Raw genomic sequence first — 23,589 nt, 5'->3', positions numbered from 1 at the left:
TAGTCGGTAGGTGACGCTGTCTGTCGGGAGCCGCAATAATAAAATAGCTGATAATCAGGTAAGGATAAAGGGTGCTACGGTCGCTTTATAGATAGACAGTTGTTACCTATCTACCTTACCTTTTACGTCCAATGGATAAAAACGCGATACAGGATTCCCGTCGGGAATTTCTGGTAAAAGCTGCCACAGCTGCTATGGCAGCCCCCCTTTTACTGAGCGAATCGGCTCGGGCAGCGGGTCTTAATACAAAACTCCGACATGCCTGTATTGGTGTTGGGGGCATGGGCTGGGGCGATCTGAACCAATTTAAAAAGCATCCAAACGTCGAAATCGTAGCCCTTTGCGATGTCGATGAAAAGCACTTGAAGAGGGCTGCCGAGCTTATTCCCGGTGCCCGGACGTATACCGACTGGCGGGAAATGTTGCGGGTAGAAGCCAATGCCATCGATTCGGTCAATGTATCGGTTCCGGACCATAATCATTTTCCGATTGCGTACGGCGCTATTCGGCTGAACAAGCACGTGTACTGTCAGAAGCCGATGTGCCATGACGTGGCCGAAGTGCGGGAGCTTACGCAGGCGGCCATCAAAGCCGGTGTGGTAACGCAGTTAGGGACACAGATTGCCTCTTCCCTGGGCGACCGAACAGCCGTGCAGTGGATCAAGCAGGGGATTATTGGGAAAGTAAAGCATGCCTACCTATGTTCGAACCGGCCGGGAGCCGTGGCCAAGTACCGATTGGTGGGGCCTCGCCCGGCGCAAGGTCAGGAGGCTCCGGCCCATTTAGACTGGGACAAGTGGCTGGGCACAGCCCCGTACCGGCCCTATGCCCCTGACATTTACCACCCGGCCATATGGCGGACCTGGCAAGACTTCGGTACGGGTTGGTCGGGCGATATTGGCTGCCATATTTTCGATGCCGTCTGGAAAGGGTTGGGTATGCAGCCTCCGCTGTCGGTACAGGCAGAGGTGCAAAAATCGTGGGAGGAATCGGCCGAACGTCGGGCCGACACCTGGCCACAAGGCAACCACATTACCTGGGAGTTTCCGGGAAATGCACTCACCGAGTCGGATACGTTACCGGTGGAGTGGTTCGATGGCGAATTTTACCCCCCGCAGGCTATCCGGGATTTATATACGGGTGGCGAATACCCGGCTGAATCGGCCATGCTGATTGGGACTGAGGGCGCTTTGCTGATTCCCCACCAGAAAATGCCCGTGGTTATCCCGACGGGTAACGTTAAGGCATACAGTGCTCCAGAATTAAAAGAGCGGAATCATTACCATCATTTTGTAGATGCCTGTCTGGGTGGCGAAAAAGCAGAGTCCCATTTTGCGCAGTCAGGTCCGATGACCGAGGCCGTTCTGTTAGGTACAGTGGCCATACGGGTTCCGGGTCAGTTGTTAAAGTGGAATTCTGCCCAGATGAAGTTTACCAACAACCCCGCTGCCAATAAATACCTCAGCCGAACGTACCGAAAGGGCTGGAAAGTAAAAGGGGTGTAGACGTTTTTTAGCTATGTTGCCGGGCTTTCTGCGGAGAGCCCGGCTTTTTTATGGCCGTGCCAAAGCGAAAGAAGGTGCCTTTGCTGGTGCAGGCTACAATAAACATGAGTCATCCCGAATTTTAAAGTCCAGGTGTTTTGGGCTCAACGCTTGTTTTGATACCCCGTAGGGGCCGAACATGGGTAGCCAACCCGAGCATAGACCCAAGGCCAGAGCCCCAAAGGGGCGTAACTTGTTTAGGGTTACGCCCCTTCGGGGCTCTGGTGTTCTGAGGAGACGTCTTTTCTACCAATATTGGGCCCCCGACGGGGCATTCGAGTAAGGAATCTCCCCCTAACCTAAAATTCGGGATGACTCATGTTTAGCTTCTTAGTCTACTACCGCACCATCAGCTTACGCGTTTGTTGCCGTACGCCGTTCTGGAGTTGAATCAGATACAGGCCCGCCGGTAAGGTTGGCGTCAGGCTGATTGTTTTACCAGTCGAAGCCTCCTGAACGGTCGAGTAGTGAATTTTACCCGTCAGGTCCAGAATGTTCAGTCGGCTGGGTTGCATGGAGGCCGGGATTTTGATCTGGATGGATTCATTGGTTGCGGCCGGGTTCGGATACACCTCCAGCCCAAGGGCCTCGGTTTCGCCCTCGGTAGCGACCCGCGCACCGGCCGAAACCTTGGCGAGGTTGATCTTATCCATGAACGGAGCATCGGGTTGTGTTCCGGTTCCTACCGTGCGAAGCTCAATGGTGTTCACCCCTTCGTTGAGCGTGATGTTTACCTTGTAAATCGCCGTCAATCCGCCTTCAAAACACCAGTTACCCGAAGCGTTTACGGTCTTTTGGCCCTGACTTACGCCGTTGACCAGCAACCGGAAAGGCCGATTTACCTTACTCATGTAATGAGTAGACAGTTCGTAGGTACCGGCTGCGTCCGTCACGACCTCATTGAACCGTACCCCGTTGGCAAACGCCCTACCCATGTTAACCTGCTTTAGGTTCGACGATTTATCACAATCGACCACGGCAACTGTACCCAGCAACTCGGCGTTTTCGGCCTCGTAATCGCTCACAAACACCGCTTTCACTACATTGGGGTCTTCGTCGGCTGGGTTCCGGCCCACACTGCTCACGGCCAGTCGGTCGAGCCGGGCACTTGAACTGGCATAGGCCACCGTGATGCGGTGCGTACCTGCCGAGAGGAAGTGCGTAAAGCTGCGGTCTTCGCCCCCCTGGCTGTAGTGAAATTTCTTCCAGTACCAGTCGAACAGATCGTTGCCGAGGTTGGCCCAGGGCCGGAACGGCTCGTTGTCTACCTTGATCCAGTAGATGTTGCCGGCACCCCCTTTCGACTGGATTTTGCCCCAGATGTCGTAGTGGTCGCTTTCGGCTACCGTGATTTCAAACACGGCCTGACCAGCGGCTTCTGGTGCCGCGTTGAGCGACGATTGCCCGTCGGCCGACTGAATGTACTGCCCGTTGCTGGCCTTTGGTGCCGATTTTACCGCCCAGTTTCCGCCCAGAGGACTGGCCGCTTCGGCTTCTTTAAAATAGGTCACGTTCGTCTGGACTAATCCCCAGGGTTGCGCGCCGGGCGTGCACGACATGGCGGGCTGCGGGGCCAACCGAACGGCGGCACTGCTCGTGGTAAACACAACCTGATCCAGTTCGAGGCTGGCATTCGGAAATTCAAAGGTCAGGCGGTGTTTGCCTGCTTTCAGATCGTAGAAACGCGGGATTTTGTACCAGAAGAAACCGCTTCCGGTGATGCCGCCGATGGTAGCAAACTCGCCCCCGTCCATCTTGACCCGGATGCTGCTATTGCCGTTGGCCCGGGCCCGTACCCAAAGACGATACGACTCCGACCCGTCCAGATCGAACTCGAAATGCACCTGCTTGGCAATGGCCGAGGCCCCGGCTTTACCCGGATTCCCCTGAATGACCAGTTGATTGGAGGCATCCCCGTCCGACTTCATGTCCCACTGACTACCCGGATAGAGCGCGCATTCGGCTTCGAAAGGCCGCAAGCGGGGGGCTTGTTCCGCCCAAGGCTGGTCCATGCCCAGCAAGTTGCTCGAATTGATGTAGGTATCCTCCGGGATGGAAGGCGTAGACGTATGATTGAGGTAAATAGAACCGATGTTGGTCAGGTTCCCGCTCGCATCAAAGTAGTTGGCCGTAGCCACGTTGGTGCTTGCGAATTGCGGATTCGGCTGGAAATACGCATAGCGTTCTACGTAATCGAGTTGCTCCAGGTAGGGGAGGGCCAGTTCCAGAAAAGCGGCCTGCACCGAGTTGTCTCGGTTGGGATTGGCGTTGAACTCCGTAATCCAGATCGGGAGCTGATACTCGTCGTGCACCCGCTGGAGATACGCCTTGAAGCGGTTGAACACATCCTGCGGGTTCGCAAAGGGCGAGTTTTGCGGAGAGCTGCCCCAGTCGTACCAGTGTACAGCCACAAAGTCGAAACGCACATCTTTGGCTTTGGCAATCCGGTTGAACTCCCGGAGCCAGGTCGATGGGCCGTTTTCGCGCGGAGCAGGAGTACCCAACCGCATACCAGTGCGCATGATGTTCTCGTAGTAGGCCACGGCCACGGCCGGATCGCACAGGTTATTAAACTGCCCCGACTGATCGCTGCAATTATCCGATTCGTTGAAACCCAGCAACTGGGTTGTCTGGTATTTGCCAATAATATCGTTCAGGCTGGCATCGGAGGTGGCACCGGCCCCCCAGGTCATGGGTACGTACTCATTGTTTTCTTTCGAGGTGTTTGTGGCCGACCAAGTATAGAACCAGCCCGCGTCGAGCCCCTGAATATAGCCGCCGGTGCCTTTTTTAGTGACCCAGTTCCAGGGCAGTACCCGGATAAAACTCACCGTTCCCCGCAAAGCCGCAGGCAGTAGGTCAACCGTAAGGTCTTTTTCGGAGGCAATGTAGACCTTGCTTTTGCTGGTTCCGTTTTCTTCCACCGCCAGCGTAACCATATAGCCCCGCTTCAGCCGAAACGACTGCATGGCGTTGTCCATTCCGTTGGGAATGCCTCCGCCTGTGTAAATAGTGCTTTCGGCCAGGCCGGCGCTCCGGCCAGTTCGGTTAGCGCCACTAAAGATTTCCAGTGGCTGATAGTCGGGCGATATAACCCGCGCAATAGCCCCTTTCTGGTAGTATTGATTGATGCGGAGGTTCTGCTTGTACACACCGGCCACGTCGTTCACCCAAAGGGCTCCCAACCGCTGAGCCACCAGCTGATCGGGGGTTGTGGCCTGAAAGCGAACCCACGATTGGGCGTCGAGCAGATTCACCACCGCGTCGGCACCCAGGCCATTGTTCAGGGCAAAGTAAGCGTCGGTCTCCTCGTCGAGCGAAAGCACCCCGTTGGTCAGTTGGTTCTGAAACCGAAGTGTACTCCCCTCGGCGGTGATACCAATTTGGGGACACTCAAACGTGACATCGCCATTAATATCGACCGTACCGTCGGCGATGAACAGGTTATACCCAATAGGCACGCCCGGATCGAGGGTGCCCGGTTTGGGGTGTTTATCGTTCGACAGGTTGGGCTGGTTCAGGCAAATCTGGTAAGGAAGTTTGTTAACCCCGGGCAGGCAATACGGCTTGGCTTTCTGCGCAGGCTTGCCGGTTGTACCGGGGCCTGGCGGTGTTGGTGCCGAGGGGGACTGCGTGGTTTCGCGCCAGTTGTTTTCGTTAAAAAAATCACCGTTGACCTCACCCGTCCAGTACAGGTACTTCCCATTGTCGGGGCAGGGTGGCGGAGCTGTGGTTGCCCCAACCGCCAAGGGAAACGTTAGCGCACCGGCCCAAATAGCGAGCGAACACAGGTATTGCTTCTTCATCGTTCCAGGAAATGATTGAAATTGGTTTTGACATACTATTTATGCCAAAAGTACCGGGGTTATTTCTGGAACAGGGGGGCAAATCGTGCAGCTTACGGGGCTATTGGGGCAAATGGTAGTGGTTACGTTAAACGCCTGACTAAACGGTCACTTCTGGTAGGCAACTTATTCGTTTTTGCCTTTTTGTGCGCCAGATTCCGTTGCTCCTTTGGCACTGCCCCAGACCTCCTCGCGGGCCGGGTCGTGGTTCGGGTTCTTTATCGGCATCTGGGCGCCAACCTGTTTCCGCCAGGCAATCAGGGCGTTGTGCAGCTCCTTGGTTTTGGCCGGGTTGGTGGTGGCCAGATTCCGCTTTTCTCCTATATCCCCTTTCAGATTGAAGAGTTGAAGCGAGTCCTGTTCAAACACCTCAACCAGCTTCCAGTCGCCCATTCGCACTGCGCTGTAGGGTTTGGCCCCTTCCAGGTGGTAGTGGGGGTAATGCCAGAAAATGGCCTTCCGGTTGGGCGTTTTGTTAGCTAGGAGCAGGCCGCTGAGATCAACCCCGTCGAGGTTGGGCTTTACACTTGATTTCACGTTGCCGCCCGTCAGGCTCAGAATAGTCGGGTAAATATCGGGCGAAATGGCCGGTACGTTGCTTTCGCGGCCTGCCTTGATTTTGGCGGGCCAGCTGACGATTAGTGGTACGCGTACGCCCCCCTCAAACACGTCGCCCTTACCCGACCGCAGCGGGAAATTGTCGGTGACGGTTTTGCGGCCATTTTCGTAATTGCCCCGCAAGCCGCCATTGTCGGAGTAAAAAATAACGATGGTGTTCTCGTACAGACCGGTTTCGCGCAGGGTACGCATCATCTTGCCCACGGCTTCGTCCATATGCTCCACCATAGCTGCGTAGGTCGGGTTGATGTGGTGGTTGCCGGCTTTTACCAGGGCTTTGTATTTATCAATTTTCTCCTGTTTAGCTTGTAAGGGCGTGTGCACCTGATAGAGCCAATAGTTCAGGAAAAACGGTTTGCCTTTGTTGGTCCGAATAAACTGAGCCACTTCGTCGGCCAGGCGTTCGGTCAGGTATTCGCCCGGAGGGCCGTCCTGGAGCCGGGGATTTTTATACGGGCTAAAGTACCCTTTCCCACCATTGGCCACGGGCGACCCGGCACTCCAACCCGCCAGATTGAGGTCGAACCCGTGCCGTTCAGGCCAGTTTTTTTCTGCCTCACCCAGATGCCATTTACCGATATGCGCGGTTGTGTAGCCGTTGTCTTTGAGGGCTTCGGCCAGGGTATATTCGCTATCGGGCAGATACATGGTCCAGTCGGGGACCTGTAGTTTGGCGTATGGTTTCTTGTGACCCGCAATCCAGTCGGTGCAGTGGAGCCGGGCCGGGTATTTGCCCGTCATCAGGCTGGCGCGCGTTGGCGAGCAAACCGTACAGGCCGAGTACGCATCCGTGAACCGGACTCCGTCTTTCGCCAGTGCATCCACGTTCGGGGTTTGGTACAAATCACTGCCGTAAGCGCTCAGGTCGGTCCAGCCCAGGTCATCTACAAGAACCAGAATCACGTTGGGTTTGGCGGGAGCGCTGCCGGGTCGGTTGTCTTTGGGTTGATGGAGCGTCAGGAACGCCGACAGCGAAACGGCTATCAGAAGCAGGAGGGTCAGGATTTTAACAAATTTCATGGTTGAACGGGGATTGTTGCTCGGCAAACGCACGGAGCCATAATAATACGAAAAGACGGCCGAGGGGCATACTATAATGGTCGGCTGGGTTTCGACATACGTGCAAAACTTGCAAGCTTGCAGCCTTTTCGCTTCGGAGGCAGCGGGGCGTAGGTTTGCACAGGGTTTTAACCAACGAGCCCGTAAACACACAAACCAGTATGAACACACCCCTTGCTACCCCGGTTTTCAACTTGATTATCCTCGACGAAAGCGGTTCGATGGGCGCCCTTCGGCAAACTACCCTCAACGGCTTCAACGAAATCGTGCAAACGATTCAGACCACCGCCCAGCAGTTTCCCGAACAACCGCAGTTTGTCAGCTTTGTCACGTTCAACGGCTCCGGTATTCGTACGATTCTCGACAAGGAGCCTGCCGACCGGCTTCGGTTACTCACAAGCCATCAGTACCAACCTAACGGAGGCACGCCCTTGTTCGACGCCATGGGGCGCAGCCTGATGCGTCTGGAGCTGCAACTGGAGCAGGAAACCAACCCAACGGTATTGGTAAGTGTACTGACAGATGGCGAAGAAAATGCATCGCGTGAGTTTACAGCGGCATCGGTGCGGGCTATGGTTGAGCGACTGAAACAAAACGGGTGGAGCTTTACATATATGGGGGCCAATCACGCGGTTGAAAATGCCGCAGCTTCCATTGCCATTACTAATTTAGTCCGGTTTGTACATACACCTGAAGGCATCGAACAGGTGTTTCTGAAGGAGCGAAAAGGCAGAATGGCCTACTACGAGAAAAAGCGCCGGGGAATGTCGAGCCGGGATGCTGAAGCCGACTACTTCAATCAGGAATAGGGTCGTTTTTTTGCTGTACAATTGACTGCTTACGGGCACTTTCGCTATCTTTCCCATTTCCAGACCATTTTCATCATACCTTGACTGTTCATCTGTTGCGCGCCCCCGATTATGACCCCGACGACTACTTCGCGGTCTGTAGTCTATTGAAAACCCTCGACTTGCCCGGCTGGCACTTTATCGTTCCCGAAGTAGAGATTGACCCTGAAGAGTTTGACCCGAACTGGGGCGGGGGTCGTCGCCGGCCCGAAGAGGTACGATTTCGGTATCACTCGCCGGTGCACAAAATCATGTATTGTTACGGCCGTCATGCCCCGCTCTCCTGGCGCGAGTTGTTTGCCGTGTGCCAACATTATCGTACAAATCACCGGATTGACCCCTCTCACGAAATTGTGCTGTTGACCAAGCGCCCAAATGCACTCAACTGGTTTAGTGCGTTTGATGGGAACGGGAATATTTTCATTCATACGGCTGATTGGGAGCGGTACGTTTCGGCTGATGCTAAATATCCGATTGCCTATCAGGTTCTGTCTAATACGTTACAGCAAAGTATGGGGTTAGATAAGGATGCCAGCCTGATTCATCAGGAGCCGATTGGCTGCATGAATGATTTTTGTGGTCACAAGCAACAGGTTAGTCTGAAGTTACGAACAGGGGATATCTGCACAGAATGCCTCAACCGCTTACAGCAGGCCGAAGTCCCCGACTTGCTGGTGGAGTCGGCGCTGTCGGGTTTTGAGCAGTTACGGCGTCAGATGCTGTTTCGGCAGGGGTTTCGGCGGTCGGTGGGGCCGCTGGTTGTAAACCGACATGGCAAGTTGTTATTTCCTCAGCAGGGGAATCTGGAGGTCAGTATGCCTGCTTTGTCGCGGACCCTTTACCTGTTTTTTCTACAGCATCGGGAAGGGGTTCGCTTTACGGACCTCGGCGATAACACGCATGAACTGCACCGGTTGTACGGACGCATTAGTGGTTCCGGAAGCCCGGAACAAATGCAGGCATCCGTTCAGCGATTGGTCAATCCGTTGGAGAACAGTTTTAATGAAAACCTTTCCCGCATTCGAAAGTCGTTTAACGACACACTTGGCGCTTCAATAGCAGCCCCTTATCAGATTGTGCGGGAGCCCGACGAGCGGTATCGTGTTCATCTGGAGCGGTTTCCGCTGCAATGGGAGCTCGACTGGTAGCTTTGGTGAAAAACTACGCCCATGACCCATTTTTCGACTAAAAATTGCTTTTTTTCAGCGTATTAGTGCGGTTGGAGAATTTTACGGTTCTTAAAAAAGCGACGCCCGATGCACTGCATCGGGCGTCGCTCGTTTGGGTTCCCCTAAGGTTTAGACAATTCTGAGGCTGTGCGCCGACTTTACTGCCGCAGCACCTTCACCGTTTTCTGACGGGTCGGTGTCGCGACTTGCAGCAGATACGTGCCCGCACCGGTGCCTAACTGCACCCGTTGCCGAAGTGGACCACGTGTGGGCGCAGCCGTCTGACTGCTCAGCAATCGCCCTTGAGCCGAAATCACCCGCAGTTGCAGAGCCTCCCCGGCGGGGTTGCCTACCTCTACGTCCACCCAGTTCTCCCCGGTGGGGTTACCCAGTACCATTACCTCCAGTTCGGTTAGGGCCTCGGTCGCTACCCGGGCCGGTCGGCTACAGAAAGCACCGAAGTCGAACACAAACGGGGCGCCTTCCACTCCGTTCTGCCGCACCCGAATCGTCACTGGCTTGGGGTCCGCCCGCAGCCCGGCCTCAATGGTCCCGTTGCTGTTGGTCGTCCAGCCCGTGATGCCGATGGCGAAGTACTCCACCGTTGCCCCGTTGCCGCCCGTCGAGCCAAAGGTGATAGCCCCGGTCTGACAGTTGTAGCTCAGGACCGTAGCCGCCAGCGGCCCGCTTACGGGTGGGGTCGAGGTGCTGCTACCTGCCGGGCTCACGGTGAGCACGAAACTGGTGCTGTTGCTCAGGCTTCCCCCATCAGTGGCCGTCAGAATCACCGTGCTCACGCCCGATGCGGAGGGCGTGCCTGAGATGGTGCTGCCGTTGAGACTTAACCCAGCGGGCAGGCCCGAAGCTGATAGTACGATGCTGCCCGGCGTCTGGGCGTCGGTGAAGACGCTACCCACGTTGAGGCTGAAGCCCACACCGACTGTCGCCGACTGTGGCCCTACCGCATTAGCCACGGTAGGCGGAGTGTTGGAAGGGGGAGCAGGCGGGTTGCCCGCGCAGAAAGCACCGAAGTCAAAGAGGAAGGGCGTCCCCTCCACGCCGTTCTGGCGGACGCGGATGGTGATGGGCTTAGGGTCGAGCCGCAGGCCCGCTTCGATCAGATGGCTGGGGTTGGTCGTCCAGCCCGTCACGCCGATGGCCAGGTACTCGACGGGTGCCCCGTTGCCGCCGGTGAAGCCGAAGGTGATGGCCCCGGCCGAGCAGTTGTAGCTCACCAGAGTCGCGGCTAAGGCGCTGCCCGAGGGTGGCGGGGTGGTAGTCTGACTGGCGGGGTTGCTGACGGTGAGCTGGAAGCTCGTGCTGCTGGTGAGCCCGCCCGGATCGGTAGCGGTGAGGGTCACCGTGCTCAGGCCGGAGGTGGAGGGCGTACCGGTGAGGGTGCTGCCGATGAGGGCGAGCCCGGCGGGTAGCCCGGCCGCTGAAAGCACTAAGCTGGCGGGCGTCTGGCTATCGGTAAACACGGTGCCCACGTTGAGGCTATACCCCACGCCGACTGTAGCCGACTGAGGCCCCACGGGATTAGCCACGGTGGGTGGGGTGTTTCCTCCGCCCCCGGCGCAGGTGGCCCGGGCGTCCCATCGGAGGGTGACGGTGATCCCGTTCTGGGTGGCGGTGATGGTAAAGGGCTCGACGTTGGGTCTCTGGTTGCGGATGTCCTGGGCGAGTTGGGTATCGACCATCGCCGAGCAGGAAGTGGTAGGGGCGGTGATGCCGACGGCTGCATAGGTGACAGGCGCCCCGTTGCCCCCGCTGATGCGGAACTGAATCTGTCCGGTGTTACAGTTGTAGGCGGGTTCGAGCAGGGTGAGGGGCGTGCCCAGAGTGGCCGGGTCGGCCCCACAGAACACGGTTGGGTTGAGCACGGTCAGGGTGATCTGCGCGTTGGCTGAGCATCCATTGGGTGCTGTTCCGGTAACGGAGTAGCTCGTTGTTCCGATGACGGAGGTGGGTGGCTGAATGGCGGCTGTGGTCGCTCCGGTGTTCCATAGGAAGGTAGTTGCGCCGTTGGCGGTTAGGGTGACGCTTTGTCCCTGCGATACGGTGGCTGCGGGAGCCGCGTTGATGGTCACGAGCGGGGCTGATGTGCTGCCGGTCACAGTAACCGTGGCGACGGCTGAGCAGCCTCCGGCCGCAGTGACAACGACCGAGTAAGTGCCAGCTGTTGAGACAGTAGCCGTGTTGTTGGCTCCCGATTGGTTGAGCCCTGGCCCGCTGAAGGCATAGCTCGCTCCGGCGGGAGCGGCTGTCAGGGTCACGGCTGGGTTGGCGCAGGAAAGTGAACCCGACGCGACCAGGGTCGCGTTGACGGCGTTGGTGGCACTTTCGACCGTAGTGGTGGTCGTGGCGGTGCATCCATTGGCGGCCGTGACCGTCACGGAGTAGAGTCCTCCGGCCGATACGGTGGCGGTGTTACCCGCTCCGGTCTGATTGAGGCCGGGCCCGGCAAATCGGTAGGTGCCCTGCCCGGCGGGCGAGGCCGTGAGTGTGACAGTGGGGTTGGCGCAGGTGACCGAGCCGGAAGCCGCGAGCGAGAGCGTGGGCGGGGTTTTGTCCTCACTTACGGTCGTGGATGCGGTGGCGGTGCAGCCGTTTGGCACACCGGTGGCCGTAACGGAATAAACACCACCCGTGGTTACTGTAGCCGAATTGTTATTGACGAGTGTCGCCCCTGTGCTAAAACGGAAGATCGATGTTTCGGCGGGCGTGGCTGTTAGGGTCACGGTCGGATTGGCGCAATTGACCGTTCCCGAAGCAGACAGCGAAACCGTTGGCGGGGTAAAGTCGGCGGTAACCGTGGTGGATGCCACAGCTGTACAGCCATTTCTGACATCGGTGCATGTAACCGAATAGACGCCGGCCGCAGTGACGTTAAGGCTTGCCGTTGAGGCTCCTGTGCTCCACTGGTAGGTTCCCCCGCCCGAAGCCGTAATGAGAAGGGATGGGCCAGCGCAAATGAGCGGCCTGACGTTCCCAGAGATGGCTACATTGGGTGGCGTTTTATTCTCGGCCACTGTAACGGATGCCATATTGGTACACCCGTTGGCATCGGTCACGGTTACGGAGTACACCCCACCGGCTGTCACTCTGGCGGTGTTGCCAGTAGTACCCCCTACTTGAACGGCTCCAGGGCTAAACTGGTACGTGGCACCCGCCGGTGATGCGGTCAGGGTTATAGTTGGTACAGCGCAACTGACAGTACCACTTGCTGCTAACGAAGCGGTTGGGGCTGAGTTGCTGGCCTGAACCGTAGTGGTTGCAATGGCGGTACAGCCACTGGCGTTGGTAACCAGTACGGTATAGGTGCCTGGCTGATTCACGACCGCGCTTGCATTGCTGCCGCTCTGGCTGAGTCCGGGGCCCGTAAAGGTGTAGGCAGAGCCTCCGCCTGCTGACAAAGTGAGGCTGGTACCTGCGCAAATAACAGTTTGACTGGCTGATAGGGTTGCGGTAGGGGTAGCTGATACCGCCAGGCTGAAGGCGGTTGATGTAAGCGACGTACAAGTTCCGGTCACGACTGCCGAGTAACTACCTGCATCGCTTGCCTGGACATTGGTGAGGGTTAATGTAGCCGTATTCTGATTTGCCAATAAGGTGCTTCCCCGATACCATTGATAGGTATATGGGCCTGATCCGCTGACCAGAACACGCGTCGAGATACTTTCACCAGCGCACAAGGCTGTGTTACTGAGAGGTTGTTCGGTAATGGAGCCGCTTGGGTTAACGGTTAGTGTTCCGGTTGCCGACGTTGATCCGCAGGATGAACTCAGAACTACCGTGTAGTTGAATGTACCTGCCTGTGTGGGAGCCCCGCTGATGGTTACAGTGCTGCCTGCCAGAACTCCATTAACACCGGCTGGCAGACCGGGCACAGTTACACTCTGGCCACTGGTTGCCGCGTAACTGATGGCTGAAATTGGGGCGTTGACGCATACAGTTTGTGCATCAGAACCGGTCGCGGAGGTGCGTGTGAGCGATAACTGGGGTGGGGCCGCTACGGTGGCCGAAGCGCTCAATGGTATGGAGCATCCGGCCACCGAGACACTGAGTAGCTGTAACGTGGCCGAAGTTGTGACGGAAGCCACATTGATAACTTGGTTACTGCCTGTAAGGGTTAGGGTTTGTGTTCCCGTGAGTCCTGTAACCGTGTAACTCAATATGGCACCACTTGTGCCGGTAACCTGGAACTGTGCATTTCCTCCAAAGCAGCCGGGTTCTGTGCTACTGTTAATTGTGGCGGTTGGCGAGGCAACTACCGTAATTGGGGGCGTTGTTGCTGACTGGCCTGACGAGGTGCTTGTAAAGGTGAAGTTGGCTGTACCAGCCGTAACGCCCGTGACAACACCTGCGTTATTGACCGTCGCTACGGCTGTATTACTGCTGACCCAGGTTCCCGCTGCGCTTGCTGTAAGACTGGTGGTGCCTCCTCCGGCACATATTGAGGTGGAACCGTTTATGCCAACCTGAGGGACGTCTAAAACCGTGACCGAATACCCGTATGTATTCACGCCCTTCACCGGACAATTACCGTCTTCTACGGTAACCGTGAAAATGTTTGTTCCCACATCGGCAGCCGTTGGTGTCCAGCAAAACGTACCTACTCGGCCTGAACTGTTCGTTGTAAAGCTGGCTCCCGGAATTCCGTTATTCCACGAAAGGGTAAGCGAAGTTGACTCAATATCAAAGGCGGCAACGTTAAAACACGCGTTCGATCCACTGCCAATAGTGGTACTATAAGCACCTGTAGTGCCACCTGAATTTGCTGTTCCGTTAATACCCGATACAATCGGAATCGTGTTGTTGCAGTCAAGTACGCTAAATTGCATATCCCGAACCACTTCGCCGATTTTAGTTCGGATTCCTCCAATAACCCGGTACTCTTCCACTTTGATACATATCACAGCAACCTGCGTACCGTTGGGGGTGAATGATAGGCTCCCTGTGCTCGGATTGATAGTGACGGGCCCTGTTGTAGTCAACGGTTGGGTGCCCGAAAACCCAGTTGCGTAGTTCACCAGTGTGCCTTGTCCTTGTAAGGCACTCACCAGGCTGAATACCAGCTCGTCTCCGTCCGGATCGACAGCGCCATGGTTATAATTGAAAGGCTGGTTGGAACAGCTTAAGGGTACAGGTACATTGTTGAATTGGGGGGAACTGTTCGTTGATGTTGCCTGATTGTTGAGTAATGTCTCCACGTAAATGTTCTGGGCACCGGGGTTGACCAGTGTATTAACCACTGCATTTCGGCAGCATAATGAGAACGACAGAATGTAATCGGGGGCTGGTGTTCCCAGTGTTACTGTACCCTCATAGATATACTGCTGAGTGCCAAAGGGAAACGCGCTGGAGGCATCTTGGCATCGGCTTAGTTGCCCCGGACAAGTGGGGGTAATATCAACTGCCGCCCCTACCTGTGTCAGCGTAATGTTTTGACTTGTCCCACGACTGGCAGAGCGGATATTGACCGAGACGGTGCTGCCGGGTGTAACACCGTTACAGTCCCGGAAGAATTTAAGCCGTACCCGGTACTGGTTGGCTCCAATACTCTCGTAGGTCAAATCCACCCCCATAGCATGGCTCGCCTGGGCTGTTGAGTGAATACCGATCAGGAAGAAAAGTGATAGGCAAAAAGTAATAAGTAAACGGTTTGGCTTCATAAGCTCATGAAGGTAAAATACCGGGAAAATTAAGGTGTCAGATGTTTGTTCCGCGTAGGCTATTTGGCACAAACGAATCGGTAAGAGTAATAGGTCGTGTTCGATTTTTTAGAAAAATCGAATAACTGGTATCTAAATTTTCACCTTAGTTTGGTGATTAACTAAACCCGTTTACTACCGAAATCGCAAAGTTTGAATTAGTGAAAAACAGTTACCAACGTTGAGGTCCTGAAATCAGTACAGAGCAGTTGAATAAGTAATACGGGTTGAGAATAAAAAAAACCGACCGGACAAGACTCCGGTCGGCGCGGCTGGGTGCGTCAATTTATGGGTTAGAGTAATTCGTAGGGCAGGGCGAAATCCAATCTGAGCACGATTAGAAGCTGTTTGAGTTAATCACTTTGGCCCGCAAGGGCAGCTTTTGGTCGCTGTCTGCGCCACTTTTTTTGGGCCGTAGCAACGGCTACGACGGGCAAAAATTGGCTTGTCAGCAACCAAAATCCGCTACTTACGGCCTCAAATCGCTAGCTCAAACAGCTTCTTAATTTTTGACTGGAATTTTGGCCGTAGATTTTGTAGGCAAATAGGGGAAGTTTCACGGCATGGGCTAACACGCTCGTTACATTGTTTAACACGCATGTTACATGAGCACCCGTCTGTAAATAAAAAATACATTGCAATATTGCGATGAATCGAAAATGTCCTACCTTTGTCGTATGGGAGTTACCAAAACCGAAATATTCACCACCGATCAAAACCGGCTGGCCGATTTGGCCAAGGCCTTTGCGCATCCGGCCCGGGTTGCCATTCTGCAAATCCTGACCACTCGGAAAACCTGCGTATGTGGCGACCTGGTTGAAGAGCTTTCGCTGGCGCAGGCTACCGTTTCGCAGCATTTGAAAGAGCTCAAACGGATCGGGATTATCCAGGGTGAGATAGACCCACCCCGGGTATGTTACTGCATCAATCCCGAAGTCTGGGCCGAAGCCCAAACCGCATTCGGAGACCTGTGGAAGGCATTTTCGCCCGCTACCTGCTGCCCTTGATCGGGGCCTTTTTTTAGACGAGTTTATCGTAATATCACAATATAGCAATTGAATAACATGGAAACTGCCGAACAAATCAAAGACGTTGTGCGCCAGAAATACGGTGCCATTGCCGAGTTATCCGAAGCCGATGGTTGCGGCTGCGGCCCAACTTCCTGCTGTGGTCCGCAAACCACTTCAGCAATCCCCATCGACATGGCTGTGGGGTACGATGCCCTGAATGGGTACGTAGCTGAAGCCGATCTCGGTCTGGGGTGTGGATTGCCTACCCAGTTCGCCCAAATCAAACCGGGCGACGTGGTCGTGGACCTGGGTTCGGGAGCCGGGAATGACTGTTTTGTGGCTCGGGCCGAAACCGGCGAGACTGGCCGGGTGATTGGCCTGGATATGACTCCCGCCATGATCGACCGGGCTCGTAAAAACGCAAAAACCCTGGGCTACACCAATGTGGAGTTTGTGTACGGAGACATTGAAGACATGCCTTTGCCCGATAACCTGGCCGATGTAGTCGTGAGCAACTGCGTCATGAATCTGGTGCCAAACAAGGGGCAGGCTTTTACCGAGACGTTTCGAATCCTGAAGCCGGGTGGCCATTTTAGCATCTCCGACATTGTGTTGCAGGGCGAACTACCCGAAAACCTCCGGCGCGATGCCGAGCTGTACGTGGGGTGTGTATCCGGCGCGATTCAGAAAGAGGCCTATTTGCAGCAAGTGGCAGAGGCTGGTTTCGTAAACATCACGATCCAGAAAGAGCGCGAGATCGGGCTGCCCGATGAGGTGCTACAGAATTACCTCACCGACGCCGAGATTGCCGAGTACCGTCGGCCATTGGACGAGGCTACGCGTCGGGGTATTTTTAGTGTCACGGTATTTGCCCAAAAACCGGCCGAGCGTACCGTTGAGGCAACTTCGCCTAAAGCGGCCTGCTGCGGTCCCGATTGCTGCTAAGTAACAACCTTAGTACTCAGTACTGGCCATTCGGACTTCAGGCACTGGACGTTAGACTTACTACCTTTATAAAGGGAGGTCTAACGTCTAATGTCCAACATCTAATGTCCAGTACTGAGGCCTTAGTACTCAGACGCCGATTAACCTTTTGATTGTTACTGGGTGAAAATCGGCCGAATCTGGGTCATACTCGATAAACCCGACACACATTCCTTTTTTGAATCAGGCTAAATGATGACGATTCAGTATGCAGTAGCCCGCCCGCAGGATCGGGCTGAACTGGTGGCTTTGCTGAAAGAAGCCAACCTCCCAACCGACGATTTACCCGCAAACCTCGACCATTTTATGGTGGCACTGAACGGTGACCAGTTGGTAGGCGTTGCCGGACTGGAGCTTTTTTCAAACGAGGCTTTGCTCCGTTCCGTTGCCGTGAAACCCTCGTATCAGGGGCATCAGATTGCTAACCAGCTGGTCGATAGGCTTTTTGAGAAGGCACAGTCGCTTGGCTTGCAGAATTTATACCTCATTACCACCACGGCCGATGGCTATTTTGCCCGGCGCGGGTTTACCTCCGTAGCGCGTGCGAATGTCCCTGACGCCATTCGACAAACCGATCAGTTTAGCGGCCTATGCCCGGCCTCAGCCATTGTTATGCAGCGGACGCTGCCCGTTTTAACCCATGAATAACCCTACATTATCATTCCTCGACCGCTATCTCACGCTCTGGATTTTTGGCGCTATGTTATTGGGGGTGACCATCGGAAATCTGGTTCCGCAGTCGACGGGTTGGATTAACTCGTTCAATGCCGGTGCAACCGGTGATGTGGGGGTTAACGTACCTCTGGCGCTTGGCCTGATACTGATGATGTACCCGCCCCTGGCTAAAGTGCGCTACGAGGAGCTGCCCAAGGTGTTTGCCAACACCCGTATTCTGGGGTTATCGCTTCTGCAAAACTGGATTGTTGGGCCGCTGCTTATGTTCGGACTGGCAGTGCTGTTCTTGCCCGATAAACCCGAATACATGACCGGCCTGATCCTGATCGGGATTGCCCGCTGCATCGCCATGGTGATTGTCTGGAACGACCTCGCCGGGGGCGATCGGCTCTACGCGGCTGGTCTGGTCGCGTTTAACAGCCTGTTTCAGGTGTTTTTTTACTCGCTTTATGCCTACGTCTTTATCACGGTGTTACCACCCTGGCTGGGTCTTCAGGGCTACGATGTCAATATCACCATGGGGGCGGTGGCGCAGAGTGTGTTTTTGTATCTGGGGGTGCCGTTTCTGCTGGGCTTGCTGTCTCGCTGGGGGCTTACGAAGCTGAAAGGGCGCGAATGGTATGAGACAACCTACCTGCCCACCATTAGCCCGATTACATTGGTGGCCCTGTTGTTTACCATAGTGGTGATGTTTAGCCTGAAAGGTCAACTGATTGTATCGATACCGTTTGATGTGTTGCGCATAGCCTTACCGTTGACCGTCTATTTTGCCATTATGTTCTTCTCCGCCTTTTACCTCTCCAAGCGAGCGGGGGCCGGATACAGCAAATCGACTTCACTTGCATTCACGGCTGCGGGCAACAACTTCGAACTGGGTATTGCGGTAGCCATCGCCGTATTTGGTATTGATTCGGGAGCGGCCTTCGCGGCTGTTATCGGTCCCCTCATCGAGGTGCCCGTATTGATTTTACTAGTCAATTTTGCCCGAAAACAGCAAAAGCGATTCGTTACGTCTGAACCTCAATCCCAATCCGATTTAGTATGAAAATTGCCCTTTTCTCCGACATTCACGCCAATCTGCCCGCGCTGGAGGCTGTTCTGGCCGATATTGATGGCCGGGACGTAGATGCCGTTTACTGCCTGGGCGACTTGGTCGGGTATAACGTATGGCCCAACGAGGTTGTCGCCCTCATTCGGCAACGCGGTATTCCGACTATAGCGGGCAATTACGATTTTGGCATTGGCCGGGCCTCCGACGATTGCGGGTGTGCCTACAAGGAAGAAATTGAAAAAGAGCGGGGGAAGCAGTCTATCGCGTACACAAATAAGCACGTAGGCGATGCGGAACGCCGGTTTTTGCGCACGTTACCGACGCAGATTCGGGTTTCGTTCGAGCTGGATAATGGCGAAACGGCCAAGCCGCCCGTTTCACTTTGGCAGCCACAGTCGCCACTTTCGCTGTTGCTGGTGCATGGTAGTCCCCGGCGCATCAACGAGTACCTGTTCGAAGACCGGGGCGACCGTAGCCTGGCGCGGGTGCTCGAAGCGACCGGGGCCGATATTCTGTGCTTTGGGCATACCCACAAGCCGTTTTACAAAATGGTGAGCACCGAACCGGAAGGAGAAGAAACCTACTGGCGGCACGCTATCAATATCGGCTCAGTGGGCAAGCCCAAAGACGGCGACCCCCGTAGCTGTTACGTGATGCTGACTATTAACGAAACCGCCCGGCCGGGTTCGCGCAACGGGGTAGAGGTCGAGTTCATTCGGGTAGCATACGATGTCGAGAAAGCCGCCCGCGCGATTGAAGCAAGCGAACTCCCCGACGCCTATGCCGATATGTTACGCACGGCCTGACACACTCAGGTACCGAGTCAAGCTTTAGTGGTGTAGAATGGAGAATGGAGAATGAATAATGTATAATGTAGAATGCAGAATGAATAGTGTATAATGAATAGTGAACAGGTTGACAATCAGCAGGGTAATCCATCGTCCATTCTCCATTATGCATTCTCCATTCACTTATCTCCACCGTCTATGCGCATTTCCAGCAGCGCAAAGCTCAGGCTTTTGCCGTGGGTATCCATCGTGAGTGAGGTTGTTACACCACCCATTAACGCCTGCTGGCAAACGAACTGAAGAGCAGGCAGGTTGGGCAACTCATACCGGGTTATCTCGCCCGCAACAATGTCGCCCAGGTGCTGTTTGACGGCTTCGGCCGTAACCTGAGCCTGCAACAACGGGTAGTCCTCGGCTTTGTACGGAATAAGCGAGAGGGTTAGGGTATTGCCCTTGTCGCCTGCCCGGCTGTGAGCAATGTCGTAGAGTTTGATGGTCATGACTGAAAGAGCGTTACGTGTGGGCTTACTTGATTTCGGTCGATGAGGGTTGAGACGATGCCGACGAGTTCATGCACATACTTGCGGGCACCGCCCCCGGCCGCTGGCCCGTTGGTGTACAGGGCTTCGACTTCTTCACCGACCAAAGCCGCCTGTTGTGCCGTCAGGGCTCTTCCGGCCACGCGCAACCGAATTTCGTAGGGGGCCGGGTAATGACCAAAATTGGTTCGATGAACCGAGGTACTGCCGATGTAGTCGATGCGAAGATCGGTGAATCGGTCCTGTAACCGCTCCTGAATAATAGCACCGGCCAATTGTGCCCGCCCGAGGGCGTTAGCCCCGGCATACGAAATTTCGCCTTCGCCGATAAAACCGGCTTCGTAGCCCACGCTCACCTTAAGTTTATCTGGTCGGGGCTGACCTTGCCCGCCCGAGGCTCTTACCTGGTTCGGGCCGGTTTCGGCCAACCGCACCTGCGTAAAATCAGCCACCACATCGGGAGTTAGGTACTGGCTGGGGTCCATCACTTCGTAAAGTAATTGCTCTTTGGCGGTGGCCAGATTCAACAAACCACCCGTTCCGGCTACCTTCCCGAAAACGGCCGTGCCATCCGATGACACCTCGGCAAAGGGATGGCCCAGATGTGCCATGTCGGGTACGTCTTTGCGGCCGGGATCGGCGAAGTACCCCCCCGTCAGATGACCGGCGCATTCGAGTAAATGCCCAATTACGGTACCCTGTCCCAACAGGTCATAATCGTTCGGAGACCAGCCAAACTCGTGTACCAGCGGAGCCAGAAACAGGGAGGGATCGGCCACCCGGCCGGTAATGATTATGTTGGCGTCTGTTGCCAGAGCCGGTAAAATAGCCTCGATACCCAAGTACGCATTCGCCGAAATCAGCGGCCCCGAAGCGGATAAGGGCTGGCCTGTTTCCAGCGCCGAGAGCAGGCTGAACACATCGTCGCCGGTGACAGCCGCTACGCGTACCGGGAGTGATAATCGTTGCGCAATGTCGACAATTTTCTGAGCAGCTGCCAGGGGATTAGCCGCGCCCATGTTGGTAATCAGACGAACCTTTTGGGCTAATAAATAGGGCAACAGACGTTCGATTCGGCGTTCCAGCAGAGGGTCATAGCCCAGCGTGGCATCCTGCCGTTTTCGTTTCTGTGCCAGCGCAATGGTGCGCTCCGCCAGACATTCCAGCACCAGATAGTCCAGCTCGCCTTGCTGGACGAGCATGAGGGCTGGTTCCAGCCGGTCGCCGGAGAAGCCAGCCCCGCACCCAATTCGTACCGAGGTTTTCATAAATGAATGGAGCCGGTTAAGAGGGCTGCCAGCGTCATGACGAGGGTGGTGCCGAAGGCCCATTTAAGGATAAATTTCTGATGATCGCCCAAATCTACCTCGGCCAGACCAACCAGCAGGAAGGTCGAAGCTGTGAGCGGGCTAACCGGAAACCCGACCGTCATCTGGCCCAGCAAGGCGGCCCGCCCGATTTCGAGGGGGTCAATGCCGAATTGCGTGGCCGTCTGGCTCAGAATAGGCACAACCCCGAAGTAGTAGGCATCGGGCGTAAAGAGCAGACTGGCGGGCATACTGGTGATGGCCGTCAGCGTAGGTAACCAGGCCGCGTGTTGCTGGGGAATGAGCGAAACGACAGACGTTGCCATCGCGTCGATCATTTTGCCCCCGGTCAGGATACCCGAAAATACCCCGGCCGCAAAGATCATGCTCGATACCATGAAGATATTGTTGCCGTGGCTACGGAGCACTTTCTGCTGATCGGGCAGACGGGGGTAGTTAATCAGCAAGGCGATAATAGCCGCTGAAACAAACAGGGCCGGGGCCGGCACCCAGCCTTTCATGAGGGTTGTGATGAGGCCAATAGTGAGTAGGGCATTGACCCAGAACAGGCGGGGCCGACGAAATTGCCGCTGTTCGTCGGTCAGACTTTCTTCATGTACGTAGTTTAGGTTGCTAATGCCCAGGCGTTTACGCTCTTGTAGGCCAAACCGGTAGGCGACAAAAAGGACCCACGCCATGCCCGCGACAATAGCCGGTATGTTGGGGTTGAATAGCTGAGTCGCATCCGTTTTAAGTGTCGAAATCGCCCGCGCTGAGGTGCCGGACCAGGGTACCAGATGCAAAGGCCCTACGCTTAGCGCGACAATGCCCGTTAAGATCAGCCGGTTGATGCCTAAGCGCTTGTAAATGGGCAAGAAGGCCGACATAACAATCATAAACGTGGCCGTTCCGTCGCCGTCGAGGTGAACAATCATGGTCAGCACGGCTGTTCCCAGAAGAACCTTCAGCGGGTCGCCTTTCACGAAACGGATAATTGCCGCAATGATCGGGTCGAACAGGCCCGCGTCAAGCATGGTCCCGAAATACAGTACGGCAAACATGAGCAGAATACCCGTTGGGGCCACCTGCTTGATACCCGCCAGAATCATGTCGCCCAGTTCTTTCGGGCTAAATCCGGCCAGTAAACCCATACTCACCGGTACCAGCACCAGCGCCGTAATGACAGACAAACGCTTCGTGATAATCAAAAGGAGAAAAATGGCAATGGTGGCAAAGCCAAGTAATGACAGCATAGGGCTGGTAGGAGAGTAAAATTATCTTCAGGAAATCAGCTTCCAACGCCATAAACGGCGCAAAACGGCCAACCTACTGCTTTCGATAAAAATCAAGGCGTTCCTGTTGTGGTTGCCGCCCGGTGGTTCGCAACCACAGCTTCATTGCGTAAGCGCTCTGCCGGGTCATGACAGGTTATGTGTTCGTAGCCATTCCATACTACCTCACCAAACCAGCAGCACCGGCTTATTTTTTAATTGAAATACTTTGCGAAACCGAACGGTTGCTAATAAATTTGCAACCGTTCGGTTTCGCATTATAACATTCAAACCCGGTGAGACGAGATATTTTTCAAGCCATAGCTGACCCTACCCGGCGGGCCATCATGACGCTGATTGCGTTTCAGGCAATGACGCCCAATGCCATCGCCGAGAACTTCAATACCACCCGACAGGCTGTTTCCAAACACCTCCGTATACTCGCTGAATGCGAGCTGGTGAAACAGGAACAGCAAGGCCGGGAGATCTATTACTCCCTGGAAGTTGAAAAAATGAAAGAGGTTGACCTCTGGATTGACCAATTCAGAAAAAGCTGGGAGACACGCTTTACGCAACTTGACGACGTATTAACAACCCTTTAATCACAAGCAAAATGAACGATTTTATTGTTGACAAAACGACAAAAACGGTAAGCTTTTCCCGCGAATTCAATGCCGATCTCGCGTTGGTATGGGATGCGTACACGAAGCCCGAAATACTTGATCAATGGTGGGCGCCAAAACCCTGGACTTCCAAAACAAAATACATGGATTTTGAAGTGGGCGGCCGACGGTTTTATGCCATGGTTAGCCCCGAAGGGCAGGAGTTTTGGTCGCTGCAAACCTATACGTCTATTACCCCGAAGACCAACTTCACATTGCTGAATGCCTTTGCCGACAAAGATGAAAACCCGGAATTGCCGGGTTCAGAGTGGGATTTGCGTTTCAGCGATCTGAACGGCAAAACAACCGTGCACGTCAGTATCTACAATGAATCACTCGCCCGCATGGAGAAGATGCTCGAAATGGGCTTCAAGGAAGGAACGGCTATGAATTTGAAAAACCTGGAAGAGTTATTGGCGACGTTATCAGGGCAAAAGTAAACGCATCCCTTGCCATCAAAAGCCGTGCAGCGAACGAACCTGCTCGGGTATATTTTAACAACCGA

16 protein-coding genes are annotated in these 23,589 nt (G+C 55.0%); 10 read left to right on the top strand and 6 right to left on the bottom strand.

Going from position 1 to position 23,589, the window contains the following annotated elements:
* Window positions 1–131: 131 nt before the first annotated feature.
* Window positions 132–1,505 (top strand): Gfo/Idh/MocA family protein, encoded by a 1,374-nt coding sequence (locus tag F5984_RS23325; RefSeq protein WP_152126633.1) that lies wholly within the window; start codon window positions 132–134, stop codon window positions 1,503–1,505.
* Window positions 1,506–1,882: 377 nt separating this feature from the next.
* On the opposite strand, the gene F5984_RS23320 is transcribed toward F5984_RS23325, so the two are convergent.
* Complete coding sequence (locus tag F5984_RS23320) at window positions 1,883–5,350, bottom strand: glycosyl hydrolase (RefSeq protein ID WP_152126632.1); 3,468 nt, start codon at window positions 5,348–5,350, stop codon at window positions 1,883–1,885.
* A gap of 165 nt (window positions 5,351–5,515) precedes the next feature.
* Complete coding sequence (locus tag F5984_RS23315; protein WP_152126631.1) at window positions 5,516–7,027, bottom strand: sulfatase; 1,512 nt, start codon at window positions 7,025–7,027, stop codon at window positions 5,516–5,518.
* A gap of 200 nt (window positions 7,028–7,227) precedes the next feature.
* Here F5984_RS23315 and F5984_RS23310 point away from each other — a divergent pair, with 200 nt between their 5' ends.
* Both F5984_RS23310 and F5984_RS23305 read left to right on the top strand, forming a co-directional pair.
* Window positions 7,228–7,875, top strand: a complete 648-nt coding sequence (locus F5984_RS23310) for a vWA domain-containing protein (protein WP_152126630.1) — start codon at window positions 7,228–7,230, stop codon at window positions 7,873–7,875.
* An 80-nt stretch (window positions 7,876–7,955) separates the two neighbouring features.
* Window positions 7,956–9,062, top strand: coding sequence for a hypothetical protein (locus F5984_RS23305; RefSeq protein ID WP_152126629.1), 1,107 nt, complete (start codon window positions 7,956–7,958; stop codon window positions 9,060–9,062).
* Window positions 9,063–9,241: 179 nt separating this feature from the next.
* Here the strand turns inward: F5984_RS23305 and F5984_RS23300 are convergent, their stop codons facing one another.
* Window positions 9,242–14,758, bottom strand: a complete 5,517-nt coding sequence (locus F5984_RS23300) for a beta strand repeat-containing protein (protein ID WP_152126628.1) — start codon at window positions 14,756–14,758, stop codon at window positions 9,242–9,244.
* Between the two features lie 716 nt (window positions 14,759–15,474).
* Here F5984_RS23300 and F5984_RS23295 point away from each other — a divergent pair.
* The 5 genes from F5984_RS23295 to F5984_RS23275 all read left to right on the top strand — a co-directional run bounded on the left by F5984_RS23295 (window position 15,475) and on the right by F5984_RS23275 (window position 19,323).
* The gene (locus F5984_RS23295; protein ID WP_152126627.1) at window positions 15,475–15,804 is read left to right on the top strand and encodes an ArsR/SmtB family transcription factor; all 330 of its coding nucleotides are present in this window, start codon (window positions 15,475–15,477) and stop codon (window positions 15,802–15,804) included.
* Between the two features lie 57 nt (window positions 15,805–15,861).
* Window positions 15,862–16,752 (top strand): arsenite methyltransferase, encoded by an 891-nt coding sequence (locus tag F5984_RS23290; RefSeq protein ID WP_152126626.1) that lies wholly within the window; start codon window positions 15,862–15,864, stop codon window positions 16,750–16,752.
* 231 nt (window positions 16,753–16,983) lie between these two features.
* Window positions 16,984–17,439 carry an arsenic resistance N-acetyltransferase ArsN2 gene (gene arsN2 / locus F5984_RS23285; RefSeq protein ID WP_246169311.1) on the top strand — a complete coding sequence of 152 codons (456 nt, stop codon included), beginning with the start codon at window positions 16,984–16,986 and terminating at the stop codon, window positions 17,437–17,439.
* Window positions 17,432–18,511, top strand: a complete 1,080-nt coding sequence (gene arsB / locus F5984_RS23280; protein ID WP_152126625.1) for an ACR3 family arsenite efflux transporter — start codon at window positions 17,432–17,434, stop codon at window positions 18,509–18,511. Before arsN2 ends, arsB begins: the two co-directional genes overlap by 8 nt.
* Window positions 18,508–19,323 carry a metallophosphoesterase family protein gene (locus tag F5984_RS23275; protein WP_152126624.1) on the top strand — a complete coding sequence of 272 codons (816 nt, stop codon included), beginning with the start codon at window positions 18,508–18,510 and terminating at the stop codon, window positions 19,321–19,323. The genes arsB and F5984_RS23275 overlap by 4 nt, the downstream gene beginning before the upstream one ends.
* A gap of 161 nt (window positions 19,324–19,484) precedes the next feature.
* Here the strand turns inward: F5984_RS23275 and F5984_RS23270 are convergent, their stop codons facing one another.
* From F5984_RS23270 to F5984_RS23260, 3 genes are read right to left on the bottom strand one after another with little or no spacing between them, the layout of a single operon-like run.
* Window positions 19,485–19,805 (bottom strand): AtuA-related protein, encoded by a 321-nt coding sequence (locus tag F5984_RS23270; RefSeq protein ID WP_152126623.1) that lies wholly within the window; start codon window positions 19,803–19,805, stop codon window positions 19,485–19,487.
* Window positions 19,802–21,112, bottom strand: coding sequence for an acyclic terpene utilization AtuA family protein (locus F5984_RS23265; RefSeq protein WP_152126622.1), 1,311 nt, complete (start codon window positions 21,110–21,112; stop codon window positions 19,802–19,804). Before F5984_RS23265 ends, F5984_RS23270 begins: the two co-directional genes overlap by 4 nt.
* A complete protein-coding gene (locus tag F5984_RS23260) occupies window positions 21,109–22,404 on the bottom strand; it encodes a CitMHS family transporter (RefSeq protein ID WP_152126621.1) in 1,296 nt (431 codons plus the stop codon). The genes F5984_RS23265 and F5984_RS23260 overlap by 4 nt, the downstream gene beginning before the upstream one ends.
* Window positions 22,405–22,718: 314 nt before the next feature.
* Here F5984_RS23260 and F5984_RS23255 point away from each other — a divergent pair, with 314 nt between their 5' ends.
* Both F5984_RS23255 and F5984_RS23250 read left to right on the top strand, forming a co-directional pair.
* On the top strand, window positions 22,719–23,024 hold the full coding sequence (locus F5984_RS23255; protein ID WP_152126620.1) for an ArsR/SmtB family transcription factor: 306 nt from the start codon (window positions 22,719–22,721) through the stop codon (window positions 23,022–23,024).
* Window positions 23,025–23,035: 11 nt separating this feature from the next.
* Window positions 23,036–23,524: an SRPBCC family protein gene (locus F5984_RS23250; protein ID WP_152126619.1), complete on the top strand. Its 489-nt coding sequence runs from the start codon at window positions 23,036–23,038 to the stop codon at window positions 23,522–23,524.
* The last annotated feature ends 65 nt before the right edge of the window (window positions 23,525–23,589 follow it).

Origin of the sequence: Rudanella paleaurantiibacter (assembly GCF_009184635.1) — a bacterium.
GTDB lineage: Bacteria > Bacteroidota > Bacteroidia > Cytophagales > Spirosomataceae > Rudanella > Rudanella paleaurantiibacter.
This window is presented reverse-complemented; position numbering and strand designations above follow the sequence as displayed.